The organism is Frankia sp. AgB1.9, assembly GCF_016786355.1.
GTDB lineage: Bacteria > Actinomycetota > Actinomycetes > Frankiales > Frankiaceae > Pseudofrankia.
In genome coordinates this window covers 35,223-50,556 of sequence record NZ_JADWYX010000065.1, presented here as the reverse complement: position 1 = coordinate 50,556, position 15,334 = coordinate 35,223, and the positions used below count along the sequence as shown (strand labels likewise).

Genomic DNA, 15,334 nt, shown 5'->3' with positions numbered 1-15,334 from the left:
GGGGTGGCAGCCCGGCCCGAGCGGCGGCGGCCGCGCGGGCTTGGCGAACCGGCTGACGAAACACCCGTCGTGGTGGCCGGCCAAGCGGAAATCCGCGCGGCCGCCCCGGCGGGCGGTAGGCCGTCTTCCACCGGGCTCGTCCCGGCGAACTCACCCTCGGACCAGCGCGACGCGGCCTGACTCCGCGCGAAGCGCCCTGACGATCTCCTGCTGTCGCGGGCCAGGTCGGTCATGGGTCCTGTCCTGGCGCCCCGGTCTACCTGGCGACGCCGCGATCCATCGTGCTGGCTGCGTGACTACCGGCTCGCCGGTGCCGTCGCAGCCGGCTCCTGCTTACCTCCAACCGGGGCCGGCCCCCGGCCCGGCCCCCCCCCCCCCGCCGCGGGCGCCCCGCGGCGGGGGCCGCGCCGCCCGCTCCCGCGCACCCCCCCCCCGGGCGGCCCCCGGGCCCCCCCCCCCAAGCTCGTCCGTCGGCGCCGCCTAGGGCTTCCCCCTCCCGCCCTCGACCTGGCGCCTCCGGACGAACCGCCGGCCGATCCCCCTCGGCCCGGCGGCGGCCCGACCGGTCCCCCCCGGATCCGGGCCGGCCAGGCGGCGCCGCCCTTGCCGAGTCTTCCCCCCACCCGGCGAGGGCGGCGCCAGCCGACACCAGACCTGCTGCTTCAGGTCTTCTTGTTGGAGGAGAAGGTCCACAGCCGGGCGGCCGCGTTCTTGTCCAGGGTGGCGACGCGTTCCCGGTCGGTCGGGACTTCGGTGTCGCAGTTCGGGCCCGGGTCGGGGTCGAACTGGCCGACGACACCGATCGCCGCGAACTGGGTCGGGTTGGCACAGGCCAGGGCGAGCGCCAACCGGGCTCCCTCGCCGAGACCCCAGATGTAGACGCGGCTCGCGTCGACCGATGTCCAGTCCTTGGACATGTAGGCGACGACGTCCTTCAGGTACTGGGCGTCGGCGCCGTTGGGGTCGACCTGCCACTGGCTCGCGACCGGCTCCGGATAGACGAGCGCGAAGTGCTTGCGGTCCGCCAGCGTCGAGGCACCGCTGTCCGTCTCGAACACCTTGGTCTTGGTGTTGTCGTCCGACAGGACCAGCACCAGCGGCAGCTTGCTCTTCGACTTCTCCTTGGCGTGGATCAGCACCAGGCGCCCCTTGGACGCGTACTGGTCCGGAAGCGCCTTCTCCTTCGTCTTCGCCGATCCGTTGCCGTGGGCGACGGTCCAGAGCACAGCGATCACGATGACAGCGATGACGGCTGTCTTGCTGTTCTTCTTCCACCACGCGGAGATCGGGTTCGCGGCCACGCCACCAAAGGAATCACACTAGGCACCCCCATGGCGCCGGTTTGCGCCACCAACGTGGCCTCAGCCGTGCCTCCGTGGCATGACGGCAGCCACATCGTCCCTGGCCGAGCCGAGATCCTTGCTCAGGCGATCTCCAGGGCCCGCAGCCGCGCCGCGCGCAGGGCGTCGACCTCGGGCGGTCCAGGCAGCGGCGGCAGCTCACCGTGTACCCAGGAGAGCAGCAGATCGGCGACGGCGGGGTTCTGCGCCAGCAGCGGGCCGTGCAGATAGGTCCCGAGCACCCTGCCGTGGACCATCCCGTCGGTCCCGTCCTGAATGCCGTTGCCCAGGCCGAGCCGAACCTTGCCGAACGGAACCCCACGCGCGCCCGGCAGCGGCCTGGTCCGGCCACCGTGGTTCTCGTAGCCGAGCACGGTCGGCAGCCGCAACGACGGGTCCGGGTCCAGAACGATGTCGCCGACGACTCGGGGCGGCAGCGGCGCCTCCGGCGCCTCGAACGAACGGCGAGTCTCGACGCCGATCAGCCCGAGACCGTCGTAGATCTTCCCTCCGGCCGGGAAGGTCGCGCCGATCACCTGGTAGCCGGCGCAGACCGCGAGCACCGCCGCGCCGCTGTCGACGGCTCGGGTGATCGCGTTGTTGCGCAGCAGGCCCTCGGCGGCGAGCGTCTGCGGCTCGTCCTCGCCGCCGCCCAGCAGGTAGATGTCGCAGCTCTCCGGCACCGGCTCGCCGGCCGGCACGCTGACGACCTCGGCCGCCATCCCGCGCCAGCGCAGCCGCTGGGCCAACACGATCGCGTTGCCGCCATCGCCGTACGTCCCGAGCAGCTCCGGGTAGATGAGCGCGATCCGGGTGGTCGACTCGCGGCTGCGACGCGCCCTGGCCGGCGCCGAGAACTGCCCGGGCGACCCGGCGGCGAACGGGTCCTCGCGCCGTGCCGGCAGCCTGGCGTCATCCGGCCGCGGCCGAGCCGGCGCAGGTTCGAACAGGTGCGCGACCGGGACCTGGGGCGCCGCGTAACGACGTGGCGGCAGCGCAGGAGCGCCGCCGTGGTCCTCCGGGTAGGCCGCGGCCGGGTTCGCCTGGGCCGGGTAGCGCGGCTGGGGTGGGTACGCCTGGCCGGGCGGATCCGACCGGGGTGGCGACTGCCCGGCCGCGGGCGGAAGCTCGGGCCGCTGCGGGACGCGGCGCACAGGCAGGCCCCGCGCGGGGTACGGCCCCGGCGGCAGTTCGTCCGGGTGCTGGTAGATCGGGCGAGTGTGCTCGTACGGGTCGGCGGCCGGCGGAGCCTGGCGCCGGCCGTACGGAGGACTGCCATACGGACCACCGCCGGCCGGACCACCGCCGGCCGGACCACCGCCGGCCGGACCACCGCCGGCCGGATCTCCCCCGGGCGGGCCGAAGCCCGGCTCGGGCTCGAAGCCAGGCTGCTCACGGGCCGGCCACTCGCGGCCTGGCTGGTCGGGCTCGCGGTGGTCGTCGTCCTGGCGGCGGTTGCGGGATCCGCGCGGCTCCGGCTGGAAGAGGCTCACCAGGCACCGCCGGGGGCGGGCGCCATCGGCGCGGCGGGCGGGCGCGGCGCGGGCGTGGTCCGCACGAGCAGGTCGCGGAAGGCGGTGTAGTTCGCGACGACGTCCAACCTGCCGTCACCGGCCGCGTCGGCCGCCTGCTCCGCGTTCGGGTGCACGGTGTGCCGAACGCCGGCGTAGGCCAGCCGCACGCTCATGTCTTCCTTCCGATCCCCGGTGACGAGAACCGGACGGCCGGCCAGCCGCTCGAACGGCACGTCCCAGATCCAGGACGGGTCACGCCCATCGGCGGTCTGCGAGTTGAAGTCGACGATCAGGCTGCGCGGCGGCGTGGAGTTGATCAGCTCCATCATCTCGACCCAGCCCGCCGGGTTCTTGGCCAGCAGCATCCGGGCCCGCGTTCCGGACGCACCAAGCAGCACGTCCTGGTATCGGCCCTGGACATCCCCGAGGTCGGTCATCGCGGCCAACGCGTCCTCGACGGGCACGCCGAACTCGCGGGCCGCGGCGGCCGCCATCGCCGCGTTGCCGAGGTTGACCCGGCCGGGCAGACCGATCGACGCCCTGATCGTGTGGCCGAACCACATGATCTCGTCGGGGCCGGTCACCGCGACGATCGGCTCCGGGCGCGCCAGCCCGCACTCCGACCACCAGCCGGACTCGTTGCGGTGCAGCAGCCGCGCGCACTGCGGGCAGACCATCGCGTCCGCGGTCCAGTTCTGCCCGACCGAGACCCAGACCTGCTTCGCCCAGGTCGCCGCCGCCCAGGTGACGAGCGGGTCGTCGACGTTGGCGACGACCGTGCAGTCCCCGAGCTCCGTGCCGAGCTCACGCCAGATCGCGGCGATCCGGCGGGTCTCGTTGGAGCGGTCCAGCTGGTCGCGGCTGATGTTGAGCAGCGCCACCACCCGAGGCCGGACCTGGCGCGCCACCTTGGGCAGCCAGATCTCGTCCACCTCGAGGGCGGCCGCCGCGTCATAGGGCGGGCGGGCCAGCGCCGCGAGCACGCCGGGGGCCATGTTCGCCCCGCCGCTGTTCGACTTCACCGGGCCAAGCGTGCCCAGGGCCCTGGCCAGCAGCCGGGTGGTGGTCGTCTTACCGTTGGTGGCGGAGACGCAGGCGATCGGCCTGCCGCTGCCGACCTCTTCGAGGGCGTGCGGCGAGACCCTCAGGGCGAGCTTGCCGCCGATCATCTCGCCGGAACCCTTGCCCAGCCGGCGAGACGCCTCGGACGCCAGTCGCTCGACGGCAAGCGCCGTCTTCGTCCTCGTGGAGAGGCGGCGCGGCAACGGAGTCATCATGGCGATTTCTACAGTGCCACGCCGCCGTGACGCTGTAGCGGCGACCCCGCGACCTGTCCCCGCTTGCGCCGCTCGTCCCCCACTCGCCGGGGGCGAACGGGCCGCCGACCACCCCCGGAGCAAGGTCGTCTAACCGGCCGGCTCCCGTCCACCGGTCTCCTCTCCACCCACCCAGGCCACCACAAATATGACCGAATGGGATAAATGCGAGCCGGAGGCCCCTCAGCGAGCATTCGGACGCCTCGGTCCCCGGGGGATTGCCAGCATCGCCCTCCGCGGAGTATTCGGATGGTGTCGTTCCACGCCCGCGACCACCGTCAGCACCGGCCCGCGAAGGCCTCTCCGGCCGCAAGGCTCGGGGTGGGCGGGGCGGACGGCCCCTGTGAGGGTGGCCTGGGGCGATGCGGTGCGCCGGGCGAACGGGACGGCGCGAGAATCACGGTACGGAGGCATCGACCCCTCCGAACCGAACGGCGCTGCCAGCAAAAGACTGACGATTCACCAGCTTTGACGATGTGAGGACACCACGGTGAGCACCAAGGCCGTCGCGATCGCGCGAGAGGACGACCGGTGGAGGGCATATGACCTCGACCACGCCGAGCTCGAGGACCTCGATGCGTTGATCGACGCGATGCGTGATCTGGGCGACGGCCTCGTGGTCGCCTTCGTCGAGGAGGACGACGAGTACCTGGCGATCATCAGGATCGACGAGGACACCTCGGATCCCCGGGTCTTCCTCTCCGACCGGCGCGTCCTCGGGACCTCCGGCCTGGCCGAGGCCCTGCTGGCCGACGCGCTGCCGCTGCCGGCACCGCGTGGCGGGGACGACGATGACGACGACGAGGACCAGGCCGTCATGCTGCACGCCCAGCCGATCGGGGACCTCGACCTGCTCGGCGACCTCGGCACGACAGCGGAGGCACTCGTCGCGTTGATCGCCGAGGAGGGCATGCTGCCCGGCGACGTCGTCGCCGCGATCAGCGAACGGGCGGGCGCCGGCGAGATCCTCGACGAGGTCCGCGGCTGACCGGGTGCGCGGTGAGCGGACGGCGGATCGGCCGCGGGCGGCGGTCGGGGCCTCGCGCCGTGACCGGCGCCGGCCCGCGTGACCGCGGGCTCGCCGTCTCGCGACGTCTGACCGGGTCCAGCCACCATGTCTGACACGGCCCCCGGGCACCCCGCCGGGCGGCCCGAGCCGGTGCCGCCAGTCCGGCTCACTGAGCCGGCGGGGTCGGTCCAGCCCGCCGAGGCAGCGGAGTCGGTCCGCCCCGCCGAGCCGGCGGGGCCGGTTAGGCCCGCCGAGCCGGTGCCGCCGATTCGGCTCGCCGAGCCGGCGGGGCCCGACCGTGACCTCGCGGCGATGCGGCTCGCGCTCGCCGAGGCCGCGCTGGCCGTCGCTGGCGGCGACGTGCCGATCGGCGCCGTCGTGATCGGCACGGATGGCACCGTCCTCGGCCGTGGCCACAACATCAGAGAAGCCGCCGCCGACCCGACCGGGCACGCCGAGATCGTGGCCCTACGCGCCGCGGCGACCGCGGTCGGCGAGTGGCGCCTCACCGGGGCAACCCTGGTCGTCACGCTAGAACCGTGCACGATGTGCGCCGGCGCGCTCGTGCTGGCCCGGGTCGACCGCCTCGTCTACGGCGCCATCGACGAGAAGGCCGGCGCCGTCGGCTCGCTGTGGGACGTCGTCCGCGACCGCCGCCTCAACCACCGCCCAGAGGTCATCACCGGCGTGGCCGCGCCCGACTGCACGGCACTCCTGGACACCTTCTTCGCCGAGCGCCGAGCCCCTCGACGGCCCCACTTCGGCGACCGGTAGGCACTCGACCGCCGCCCCAGCCGCGAGGCTCGGGCACCAGCGCCGTCTCCGGCAAGGTTCACCCGGCTTCCCGAATCTCCATGATCGCCATTTCGGCCTCCCAGTGGTCGTACCCGGGGCCGTTCCGTAGCCATCAGGACCCCCCAGCGCGGCCACCACCTTGATCATGATCGCCGTTTGAGCCCTGGGGTGGTCGTAGAAACGCCCCCGCCACGACCACCCAGGGCCAAACCAGCGATCAAGCCGACGGGCAGGCCTTGGATGGTCACCCTGAAACGGCCAAAACAGGGGCGATCGCGCCCGGACGGGGGCTACGCGCCACATCTGGCGACACTCCAGCGGAGGCGAAGCCTCCGACCCGGGGGTTCCAGGGGGTCGCCCCCCCTGGGCAGACATTGCGGGCCCCCGGCGAAGCTGCCCCGAAGGGCAGCGAACAAGGAAGACCGCCGGCGGTGGAGGTGGGATTTGAACCCACGGAGGGGTTGCCCCCTCACACGCTCTCGAGGTCTGCGATCAGTAGTCCGCGCGTGGTCCTACCCACTCGATCCCTGGCACTCGTGTGGTCTCGCCGTCCCGCCGGACGGGGTTTGATCGCGGCGAATGAGACCGAATCTGAGACCGGTCCAGGCGGTGCGACGTTCCGACGGGCGCGGGCGGGTGGCGGTCCGACGCGCCCGCCGAGCACGGCGCGCCAGCGCCGCGCGCAGGCGGCCGCGCGGCGGGCCGCCGGGTCCTGGCCGTGCACGGCGCGTGCAGCGCACCACGCCCCCGTCCCGGCTGGCGGTGTGGCATGAGGGTGCTGTCGCTGTGCTCGGGTATCGGCGCGCTCGACCTCGGGTTGCAGCGCGCCGGGATGGCCATCGTCGGCCAGGTCGAACGCGATCCCTACTGCCAGCAGGTGCTGGCCCGGCACTGGCCGGAGGTCCCCGCCATGACGACGTCACCACCGCCCCCGCCTGGTGACCAACCAGCAGCGACCTGCCGTCGACGTGGTCGCTATCGCCGGACAGTATGTCCTGGTCGGGCGCCGCGCCGCAGGCCGCACGATCACGGCTCACGTCGCCGACACCACGATCACCCTGGAGGTCGGGGACGGCGAACCACCCCGCACCGTCGTGCGGACCACGACCCAGCCCGTCACGAGCATCAAGGCCCACCAGCCCCCCAAGGCCGACACAGTTTCCTAGCCCTACCGTCAAGCATCAGGTGAGACTGAAGCGTCAAGCATCACCTGGGACTCGACAGACCTGGACCTAGACAAGTCGGGGGGAGACAATCGGGGGGCAGTCAGCGACAGCCAGTCAGTGAGTGAGACGCGCAGAATCTAAGTAATGACACTGTGGAGCGGGGATATCGGACGAGACATAGGGGCGCCGAAGGGGTCCGTCGCTCGCCCGACGCGAAGGTGCGATCAATTACTCGGTGTACAATTTACGCCTCTGAACTACTCGCACTTTCTGTGGTGAGTCGTTGACTACGTTGCACGAGATCAAGGCGACAAACTCCTCCCCCGGCAAGCCCGACAATTCTTTTACGAGGGACTCCTCGGTCACCGCCTCCTGAGCCGCGCGTGTTCCATATCCATAAATTCCGGCCAAGATCAATACGAATGAGCCTTCAGCGAATGGACTTTTCGCGAAGATGACGAGAGCGTAGTCGCGAGTGACTACGTTCTGATTTCTTTCGGATTCCCATGTCCCGCCAGACTCTGGATCTATGATGGCCTCATCGTCTGGTACACGAAATTGAAGCGGCAGCCTCGACCTCAGGGAATCGGTCACTTCTCGGGTGATTCTATTGGCATCGGCCGCGCCGATGAGAATCAAGTTTCGGCGCCGCTCCTGACTCGTTAGCGTGGTGCCGGTCCGAAATTCGAAGCTTCTCAGGCCGGCGCTCCGAAGATGCCGGTCTAGCTCAAGGAGCGTCTGCATGTCCGCAATACCACCCATGCCGGATGGCTCGTAATCCTTAAATTTTTCATGCGCGTCTACGATCAGAACAACACGTTCCCCGGCGGCCATTGGTTTCCAGAATTCCCGCAGCTGTCGGAACCGCCAGCGAGTTAGGGCTACAGCTTGGGCGCGCCCGAAGATGAGGCCTGCGCCCGCCACCGCAATGTTGGACAATATATCCTCCACCAGCATTCGTGATGACCTCCTCATGCCCACTCCTAATGGACAGACGGGAGATCAAACAGCGCGTTTGTCGCCGGCGGACGTTACCACGTGATCTACGTTGGGTCGTCGACCGGTCCGCCCAGCCGACGGCTTCCTTGGCCCCCGTCGTCCCACAAGGGATCGATGTCACCGAGCACGATAGACATCCAGGAGCCACGGTTCGTGGCTTATGTCCAACAGACGGTGGATGGTCACTTCAAGCGCCCGTCTAGTGACATAAAGTAACCAAATGTCAACGGTGTCATGTGGAGCTTGCCGAGTGCTTGGGCCGCTCGGAGAGCTGGGTGTCCCAGGCGGAACTGGGATGCGCACAGTCGATCGCCTGTCGGTGTGGACGCGACTGGTGGAGGTTCTGGGCGCACAGTTCGAAAACCGAACGAGCGATGCCTGGCCCACGTGCGTCACTTTTGGTTGATACCTAGTCCCGCACTGGAAGTACAGGCTCAGCTAAATGGGATTTGGGTCGCCAGTCTCGCTGTAGATCCATTCGAGATAATTCGCTGGACCTTCCAGGATGGGAAGGATGATGACGCCCGGTACCTCGAATGGATGCCGGTATCGGACCTGGTTGAGGATGGCTGGGACGAGAGACCGACGAGTGTGGAATGCTGCGCTGATCTCAGATTTCTGATGGACGGTGTCGTCCCACCGGTAAATCGCCATGATTGGCGCGAATAGGTGCACTGCGGCGACAAGTCGCTCAGCGATTAGGTGGCGGGCGAATTCGCTCATCCACTCGGCATCCGGCGCGGTGATGACGACCTCGCAGACGTCGGCGGCGTCATTCATGCCGGTATCCCGCGCTGCTTGAGTGATTCGATCAGGGCGCGCGCCTCGACCTCGGTCCTCGCCGTTGCCGTCCAGCCGGTGACGATCGGTCCGTCGTAGCTCAGGCCGACCCGCCTTCCCTGCAGGTTGATGCCATGGGCATGGAGGGCGAAGTACATCGTGCCCTTCGAGGTGCCCGAGCCGTCATCAGCCGCGTACCAGCCCATGAGGATGTGGTTGTCCCAGATCCGCAGTTCGCCGCGCCACAGGTAGCCGCCCTTGGCGAGGTCCGCCGCTACTTCGACACCGCGACCAAGCCCGACGGCACGATCCTGATCCCGTGTGGCAACCGGCGCGCCTCGGTGTGCCCGTCCTGCTCCTACACCTACGCGGGCGACGCCTGGCAGATTGTGCACGCCGGCCTGACCGGCGGCCACGGCGTGCCCGACACGGTCGCCGAGCATCCCGGCCTGTTCGTCACCGTGACCGCGTCGAGCTTCGGGCAGGTCCACACCCGCAACGCCAAGAAGAACCAGCCCGCCCGAACCTGCCACCCACGCAAGGGCGTGTGTCCCCACGGCAACCCGATCGGCTGTTTCAGCAAGCACGAGGACACCGGCGACCCGGCGCTGGGTCAGGCGCTCTGCCTGTTCTGCTACGACTTCCCGGGCGCGGTCCTGTGGAACGCGACCGCGGCCCGGCTGTTCAAACGCACCGTCGACCTCTGGTACCGCCGCCTCGCCGCCCACGTCGGCCTGCCAGTCCTCGGCTACACCCGGGCGACGAAGTCGTCTCCCTCGGCGCCTGGCGCTTCGAGGGCGCCGGCTACCGCCTGCCCGGCGACGCCCAGTTGGCCGCGATGGCCGCCGACCTCGCCCGGTCGCGACGCGAGGCAGCCCGCGACGCCCGCACTACCGCCCACGCTGCCTAGCCGCCAGGGCGACACCCCCCACCCGCTACCCCCTCGAAGGAGACCCCATGACCGGGGTGGCGTTCGGTCCGGACCGGCCGCCGGTATCCGTACCCGAGTCCGAGTTCGACGCGGTACGCGCGGCGCTGCATGCCGCGCTGGCCCGGCTGGACGAGCTCGCCGCGAACGCGCGGCCGGTCCCACCGCCGAACCCGGCCGGCGCACCGGTGCTGCTGACCGTGGAAGAGGCCGCGAACCTGCTGCGGATCAGCCGGACCGTGCTCTACGACCTGCTCGGCGACGGCGAAATCCCCGCCGTCCGGATCGGCCGGCTGCGCCGACTGCGCCTGGCCGACGTCGAAACGTTCGCCGCCAGGCGCGCCGGCGCGGACGGCGGCAACCGTGCCGCGTAAGCGCCCCGAAGGCACCCGCGCGCCCAACGGCGCGTCCACGATCTACCTCGGCGCCGACGGGTCCTGGCACGGCCGGGTCACCGTCGGCGTCAAGGACAACGGCAAACCCGACCGCCGCCACGTCCGCGGCAAGACCGAGACCGAGGCAATCGCGAAGGTCCGCAAACTGGAGCGGGAGCGCAACAACGGCACCGTGCGCAAGACCGGCCGACCCTGGACGGTCGCGCGTTGGTTGGAGCACTGGGTCGAGAACATCGCAGCGCCCTCGGTCGGCGAGAACACGATCGACGGCTACCGGGTCGCGGTCCGCGTCCACCTGGTGCCCGGCCTGGGCGCACACCGGCTCGAGAAGCTGGAGCCCGAACACGTCGAAGCACTCATGCAACGAATGCAGACGAACGGCAGCGCGGCGGCCACCGCGCATCAGGCGCTGCGGACACTGCGGACGGCGCTCGGAGAAGCGGTCCGCCGGGGCCACCTCGGGCGCAACGTCGCGTCGCTGGCGAAGCCACCGCGGGTGGTCGAGAAGGAGGTCGAACCGTACTCGGTCGCCGAAGTCCAGCAGCTGCTCGCCGAGGCCGCGAAGCAGCGCAACAGCGCTCGATGGGTGCTCGCGCTCGCTCTCGGCCTACGCCAAGGCGAAGCGCTCGGCCTGCGCTGGCCCGATCTCGACCTGGATGCCGGGGTGATCCGGATCCGCCGGGGCCGGCTCCGGCCGAAGTACCGGCACGGGTGTGCGACCCCGTGTGGCCGCAAGCCCGGCTTCTGCCGGGACAAGGTGCAGATCCGGGCGGACACCAAGGAGACGAAGTCCCGTGCGGGAACCCGGACGATCGGCCTACCTGACGAGCTGATCGAGATCCTGCGGCGGCACAAGGAGCGGCAGGACAAGGAGCGCGCGGAGGCCGGGAACCTCTGGCGGGACGGCGGTTGGTTGTTCGCGTCGGAGACCGGCAGCCCGCTCAATCCAGGTACCGACTACCACGAGTGGAAAGACCTCCTCGTCGCCGCCGGCCTGCGGACCGCCCGGCTGCACGACGCACGGCACACCGCGGCGACCGTGCTCCTGCTGCTGGGCGTGCCCGACCGCACAGTCATGGGGATCATGGGCTGGTCGACCGATCAGCGCAGCCGCTACCAGCACATGACGGACCCGGTCCTCAAGGACGTGGCGGGGCGCCTGAACCGGCTGCTGTGGCTCGGCCCGGCGTCCGCCGAGGGGCCCAATGAGACCGGAACTGAGACCAGATGATCCACGGGCAGCCACAGGTTGCGGGCCTGCCCGTGCGATCAGCCTGGTACGGGGCGGTGGAGGTGGGATTTGAACCCACGGAGGGGTTGCCCCCTCACACGCTTTCGAGGCGTGCGCCCTCGGCCACTAGGCGACTCCACCGCAGGTGAGCTTACTAGACGGAGATGGTCGGATGGAGTGGGGCCAGTGCCGACCTTGCCTGGCCCGTGCCGAGCCAGGAGGCCCTGACCACCGACGGCGATCCGACAGTGGATCAGACGGTGGTCAGCCGGTCTCCGATCGCGGGGGTGGCGGCCGGGAAGGGCGCGTCGAGGGGCCAGCCGATGAGGTCGGTGTACTCCAGTAGGCGGGCGCCCGCGTTGGCGCTGACCGCGCCGACCACGATGCCCTTGCGGGTGTAGACGGCGACGAACTCGAGGGCCTTGGGCGAGCCTTCGGCGAGCCGGCAGGTGTCGGCGAGGCCGGGGCGCCCGACGCCCTGCAGTCGGACGCCGAACTGCTCGGTCCAGAACCGGGGCACCGGGGTGAACGGCGGCGCCACCTCGGGGCCGAGCAGGAGCGCGTCGGCAGCAGCCTGGCCGTGTTCGGAGGCGGTGATCCAGTGCTCGACCCGGCGGGGGATCCGGTCGAAGAGCAGGTTGGGCCAGCGGGCCACGTCGCCGGCGGCCACGATCGAGGGCACGACCGCGGGGCTGCCGCCGTCCATGTGCACGGCGTGGGTGGTTGGCCCGGTCAGCACTCCGTCGCTGATGTCCAGGCCGGAACCCTGCAGCCATCGCACCGCGGGCAGCGCGCCGACGGCGACCACCGCGACGTCCGCGTCGACGCGGCAACCGTCGTCGAGCCAGATGCTGACGCCCACGCCGGGCCGCGACCGGTCGGTCTTCGAGTCGGCGGTCGCCCAGCGGACGGGGTTGGCGCCGAGCAGCAGGCCGACGCGGTTGCGCCGGTGCAGCCGGGTCATCAGGCCGCCGACCCTGGCCCCCACGGCCGCCGACATCAGCGCGTTGCCGCGGCCGATCAGGGTCACGTCCAGGCCACGGCTACGCAGGCTGGAGGCGATCTCGCAGCCGATGAAGCCGGTGCCGATCACGGCGATGTGCCGCGTCCCGTCGGCGAGCCGGCGGCCCAGGCCACGGCCGTCGGCCATGTCGCGCAGCGACCAGACGTAGTCGGACCACAGCGGGGCGCCGGGCAGGTGCCGGGACTCGACTCCCGTCGCGATCACCAGGCCGTCGTACTCGACCTCCTCGCCGCGTGCGAGCAGCAGCCGGCTGCGTTCGACGTCCAGGCCGAGGGCTCGGGTACCGAGTCGCCAGGTCGCGTCGAGCTCGCGGTAGAGGGGCAGCTTCAGGTCGCCGAGGCGGCCCGTCCTGGCCAGCAGCTGCTTGGACAGCGGGGTGCGGTTGTACGGCTTGTGTGGTTCCTCTCCGACGAACACGATCGATCCGTCGAAGCCACGCTCCCTCAGGCGCTCGGCCGCGCGCAGCCCGGCGATGCCGGCGCCCGCGACCACGACGGTGCGCGGCCGCGGCCGGTGCTCTAGGCGAGCCCGGCCGACCTTCGCCAGCGCGTGCGCGATGTCCGGACTGGGACGGTGCCTGATCATCTCGAGTCGTTCCCCAAAGTGATCGCCTGCATGGGGCACAGGCGGGCCGCCTGGCGGACGCTTGCCATCAGGTGCTCCGGCGGCGCGGCGTCGTAGTAGAGCCGGCCGTCCCGGGAGACCAGGAAACTCGCGGGAGCCTCCTGCTGGCAGATCGCGTAGAGGTGGCAGCGGTTGTTGTCCACGCTCACCACGGCCGGCTCGGAGCGCCGGCGCACGCCGCCGCCCGACCGGCGCCTGGCGGTCGGGCGGAACGCGGGCGGCGCGGCGCGGCGGCCCACGGCGGAGCCGCCGAGGTGGGTGAGCGGCACGACGTCCAGCGGGCCGGTCTCGACGATGCCCGGCTGCGGGCCGGTCGACGCCGGCAACGGGAGCGGGACGCTCGGCTCGATCACCTGGGGTCCCGTGTCCGGTACCGCGGGCAGCCGATCGCTGGTCTGGTCCGGCCGAGGCAAAAGGTCGACGCGCGGGACGTGGCCGTAAGGGGGCGTGTGTGGACCCGCGAACTGCCTGGGTACCGGGACCGCGGCGGCCTCGTACGGCGGATCGGTGAAGGGTGCCGAGGCGGCCCCGTTGGAGGGCCAGAACGGGTGCGCCCACTCGCCCGGGGGCGGCGGGGGCGGCAGCACGCGCGATGCCCCCGGCGGCGGGGTGCGGGGAGCCTGCGGTGCCGGCGGCCAGGGCGCGGACGGTGGCGGTACGGGCGGCCACGGCCGCAAGGACGAACGCGGTGGTTCCGGCGGAGGTTGCTGCGGCGGCTGCCATGGCCAACCATCCGGCGGCGGCCCGGCCCGGCCCGTCATGCCTGCCTCCGGCCCAGTCGGCGGCCCTTGCATCCAGCGTGACTCCCAGCTGGCCTCGTGGACGGAATCGACGTGGATACCCGGCTCGCCCTCGTCACCGACGGTAGATGCCATCTTCGAATGCCTCCACTACGTCGAACCAGGTGTCGCTCTCGTCCTGGCGCCCAGCGGGTGCGAGCACGCGTAGCAGAAGCAGTGCCGCCGGGACGAGAAGGGCGGCCGCCATCGCCGCGTAGATGATGCCGAAATGCTGCTCGCGCGACGCCCACACGCTGTGGACCGCGATCAGGAGGAATCCGGGGTACGAGAGCCAGTGGAAACGGTGCCATCGGCGATATCCGGCGCGGTGCTGGAACCAGATCGACAGCGCTACCAGCACCACGATCTCGAGGCCGAGGATTCCGGGTATGACGTCGCCCTTGGCGCCGCCCCACGGCAGCCAGATCCGGCTCTCGGTGTAGTACGCGTCGTGCCGGAAGAAGTGCACCTGTGCGTGCACGACCGACGCGGCCAGCGCGAGGATCGCCAACGTCATGTGGGCGCCGTACAACGTCTGTCGACGGATATGCCGCTCCGGCAGCCTGGTAATGAGCAGCAGGCCCCAGATGACGGTGGCCGCCATCAAAAAGAACGCGGTGTAGCCGAGTATCCCGGCGATATGACCCAGCGTAGCGTCGGTGGTGACGCCGGGGCGAACCGCTGGTCCCGCAGCGGTTCGTATGATCGTTCCGGACGCGGTGTGCGCCATCGTCGCATCGCGCGGAACAGTCGTATGCGTCAAAGCTAGTTGTGCCAAGGTATCCTCCGGGCTTTCCCCCCCGGTAGTACCTCGGCACGAACCGTAGCAGAGTCGTCCGATCCGAGCCAGACCGGACACTCTGCGGCCACGGGGGCGAAAGGCGCTGGCGCCGGATCCGGCCGACCGCGGAGTGTCTCGCGGAGGCACGCCCTGGGCCCCTTCGTCCGACATCGCGCCGGCCCGCGCCCCTGATCGCGCCCGCGGTGGCGACCCGCGGCCGGGGCCGGCGGTGAGCGCTCCCGGCGACCGGTACCGAGGCCGGGCCGCTCGCCCGCGCCAAGACACAGACCGGCACCGCGTCATCTCCGGCTCGTCCGGCACGCCCGACGCGCCAGTTTCCGCGATGTTTTCCGGCCGCGGACACCTGTGCCTACATCCTTTCCAGGCCACTCCAACCGGGCGTCACACGAGGATGGAATTCGCCGGCTTTTCCGGAGAAAGACCGGCCAGCTGGCCCGATGTTCTGGAGACGTTGACGGTGGCGGGCAGAATCTGCGTGCGTGCGAGCGCAAGGGCGGGTATATCCACTGGTCGGGTTGCGGCGGCCGGCCGGCATGCAATAGTCATGGCGAAGGAAAAAGAATGCGGATCATGACTCCACTGGAAGGTCGCGGCGCGGCCCGGAGAATGATTTTCCAAATGTGATGGGCAGC

Annotated in this window: 15 protein-coding genes, 1 tRNA gene and 2 pseudogenes; 7 read left to right on the top strand and 11 right to left on the bottom strand. The window is 70.8% G+C overall.

Annotation, left to right across the window (positions count from 1 at the left end):
• The 4 genes from I6A60_RS41960 to I6A60_RS24455 all read right to left on the bottom strand — a co-directional run.
• Positions 1-233, bottom strand: a 233-nt coding sequence (locus I6A60_RS41960; RefSeq protein WP_238436137.1) for a hypothetical protein, incomplete at its 3' end; no start/stop codon positions are given.
• A 429-nt stretch (positions 234-662) separates the two neighbouring features.
• Positions 663-1,301 (bottom strand): PHB depolymerase family esterase, encoded by a 639-nt coding sequence (locus tag I6A60_RS24465; RefSeq protein WP_203011809.1) that lies wholly within the window; start codon positions 1,299-1,301, stop codon positions 663-665.
• A 122-nt stretch (positions 1,302-1,423) separates the two neighbouring features.
• The gene (locus I6A60_RS43140) at positions 1,424-2,149 is read right to left on the bottom strand and encodes a type 1 glutamine amidotransferase (protein ID WP_203011812.1); all 726 of its coding nucleotides are present in this window, start codon (positions 2,147-2,149) and stop codon (positions 1,424-1,426) included.
• A gap of 680 nt (positions 2,150-2,829) precedes the next feature.
• Positions 2,830-4,131: a Mur ligase family protein gene (locus I6A60_RS24455; RefSeq protein ID WP_203011810.1), complete on the bottom strand. Its 1,302-nt coding sequence runs from the start codon at positions 4,129-4,131 to the stop codon at positions 2,830-2,832.
• Positions 4,132-4,660: 529 nt separating this feature from the next.
• On the opposite strand from I6A60_RS24455, the gene I6A60_RS24450 reads away from it, so the two are divergent.
• The 4 genes and pseudogenes from I6A60_RS24450 to I6A60_RS41955 all read left to right on the top strand — a co-directional run bounded on the left by I6A60_RS24450 (position 4,661) and on the right by I6A60_RS41955 (position 7,140).
• Positions 4,661-5,158: a tRNA adenosine deaminase-associated protein gene (locus I6A60_RS24450; RefSeq protein ID WP_203011811.1), complete on the top strand. Its 498-nt coding sequence runs from the start codon at positions 4,661-4,663 to the stop codon at positions 5,156-5,158.
• A 126-nt stretch (positions 5,159-5,284) separates the two neighbouring features.
• The gene (gene tadA / locus I6A60_RS24445) at positions 5,285-5,953 is read left to right on the top strand and encodes a tRNA adenosine(34) deaminase TadA (protein WP_307873843.1); all 669 of its coding nucleotides are present in this window, start codon (positions 5,285-5,287) and stop codon (positions 5,951-5,953) included.
• A gap of 790 nt (positions 5,954-6,743) precedes the next feature.
• Positions 6,744-6,821, top strand: a pseudogene (locus I6A60_RS44155) (DNA (cytosine-5-)-methyltransferase); the annotation flags it as partial.
• A gap of 91 nt (positions 6,822-6,912) precedes the next feature.
• A complete protein-coding gene (locus I6A60_RS41955; protein ID WP_238436136.1) occupies positions 6,913-7,140 on the top strand; it encodes a hypothetical protein in 228 nt (75 codons plus the stop codon).
• A 228-nt stretch (positions 7,141-7,368) separates the two neighbouring features.
• Here I6A60_RS41955 and I6A60_RS24435 read toward each other — a convergent pair whose 3' ends face one another.
• Both I6A60_RS24435 and cutA read right to left on the bottom strand, forming a co-directional pair.
• Positions 7,369-8,097, bottom strand: coding sequence for a hypothetical protein (locus I6A60_RS24435; RefSeq protein ID WP_203025231.1), 729 nt, complete (start codon positions 8,095-8,097; stop codon positions 7,369-7,371).
• 480 nt (positions 8,098-8,577) lie between these two features.
• The gene (gene cutA, locus I6A60_RS24430; RefSeq protein ID WP_203025232.1) at positions 8,578-8,919 is read right to left on the bottom strand and encodes a divalent-cation tolerance protein CutA; all 342 of its coding nucleotides are present in this window, start codon (positions 8,917-8,919) and stop codon (positions 8,578-8,580) included.
• Positions 8,920-9,053: 134 nt separating this feature from the next.
• Between cutA and I6A60_RS43670 the strand changes: the two are divergent.
• Positions 9,054-9,608: pseudogene (locus I6A60_RS43670) on the top strand (replication initiator); the annotation flags it as partial.
• Between the two features lie 59 nt (positions 9,609-9,667).
• Here the strand turns inward: I6A60_RS43670 and I6A60_RS24420 are convergent.
• Positions 9,668-9,820, bottom strand: a complete 153-nt coding sequence (locus I6A60_RS24420) for a hypothetical protein (RefSeq protein WP_203025234.1) — start codon at positions 9,818-9,820, stop codon at positions 9,668-9,670.
• A gap of 56 nt (positions 9,821-9,876) precedes the next feature.
• Between I6A60_RS24420 and I6A60_RS24415 the strand changes: the two genes are divergently transcribed.
• The gene (locus I6A60_RS24415) at positions 9,877-10,221 is read left to right on the top strand and encodes a helix-turn-helix domain-containing protein (RefSeq protein WP_203025235.1); all 345 of its coding nucleotides are present in this window, start codon (positions 9,877-9,879) and stop codon (positions 10,219-10,221) included.
• Entirely contained in the window at positions 10,211-11,473 is a 1,263-nt protein-coding gene (locus I6A60_RS24410) for a site-specific integrase (RefSeq protein ID WP_203025236.1), read from the top strand. Before I6A60_RS24415 ends, I6A60_RS24410 begins: the two co-directional genes overlap by 11 nt.
• 54 nt (positions 11,474-11,527) lie before the next feature.
• On the opposite strand, the gene I6A60_RS24405 is transcribed toward I6A60_RS24410, so the two are convergent.
• The 4 genes from I6A60_RS24405 to I6A60_RS24385 all read right to left on the bottom strand — a co-directional run bounded on the left by I6A60_RS24405 (position 11,528) and on the right by I6A60_RS24385 (position 14,504).
• A tRNA-Ser gene (locus I6A60_RS24405) sits at positions 11,528-11,614 on the bottom strand.
• Between the two features lie 112 nt (positions 11,615-11,726).
• Positions 11,727-13,082 carry an NAD(P)/FAD-dependent oxidoreductase gene (locus tag I6A60_RS24400; protein WP_203025237.1) on the bottom strand — a complete coding sequence of 452 codons (1,356 nt, stop codon included), beginning with the start codon at positions 13,080-13,082 and terminating at the stop codon, positions 11,727-11,729.
• On the bottom strand, positions 13,079-13,474 hold the full coding sequence (locus I6A60_RS43665; RefSeq protein ID WP_203025246.1) for a ferredoxin: 396 nt from the start codon (positions 13,472-13,474) through the stop codon (positions 13,079-13,081). The genes I6A60_RS24400 and I6A60_RS43665 overlap by 4 nt, the downstream gene beginning before the upstream one ends.
• 502 nt (positions 13,475-13,976) lie before the next feature.
• Entirely contained in the window at positions 13,977-14,504 is a 528-nt protein-coding gene (locus I6A60_RS24385; RefSeq protein ID WP_238436135.1) for a ferric reductase-like transmembrane domain-containing protein, read from the bottom strand.
• Positions 14,505-15,334 lie beyond the last annotated feature (830 nt).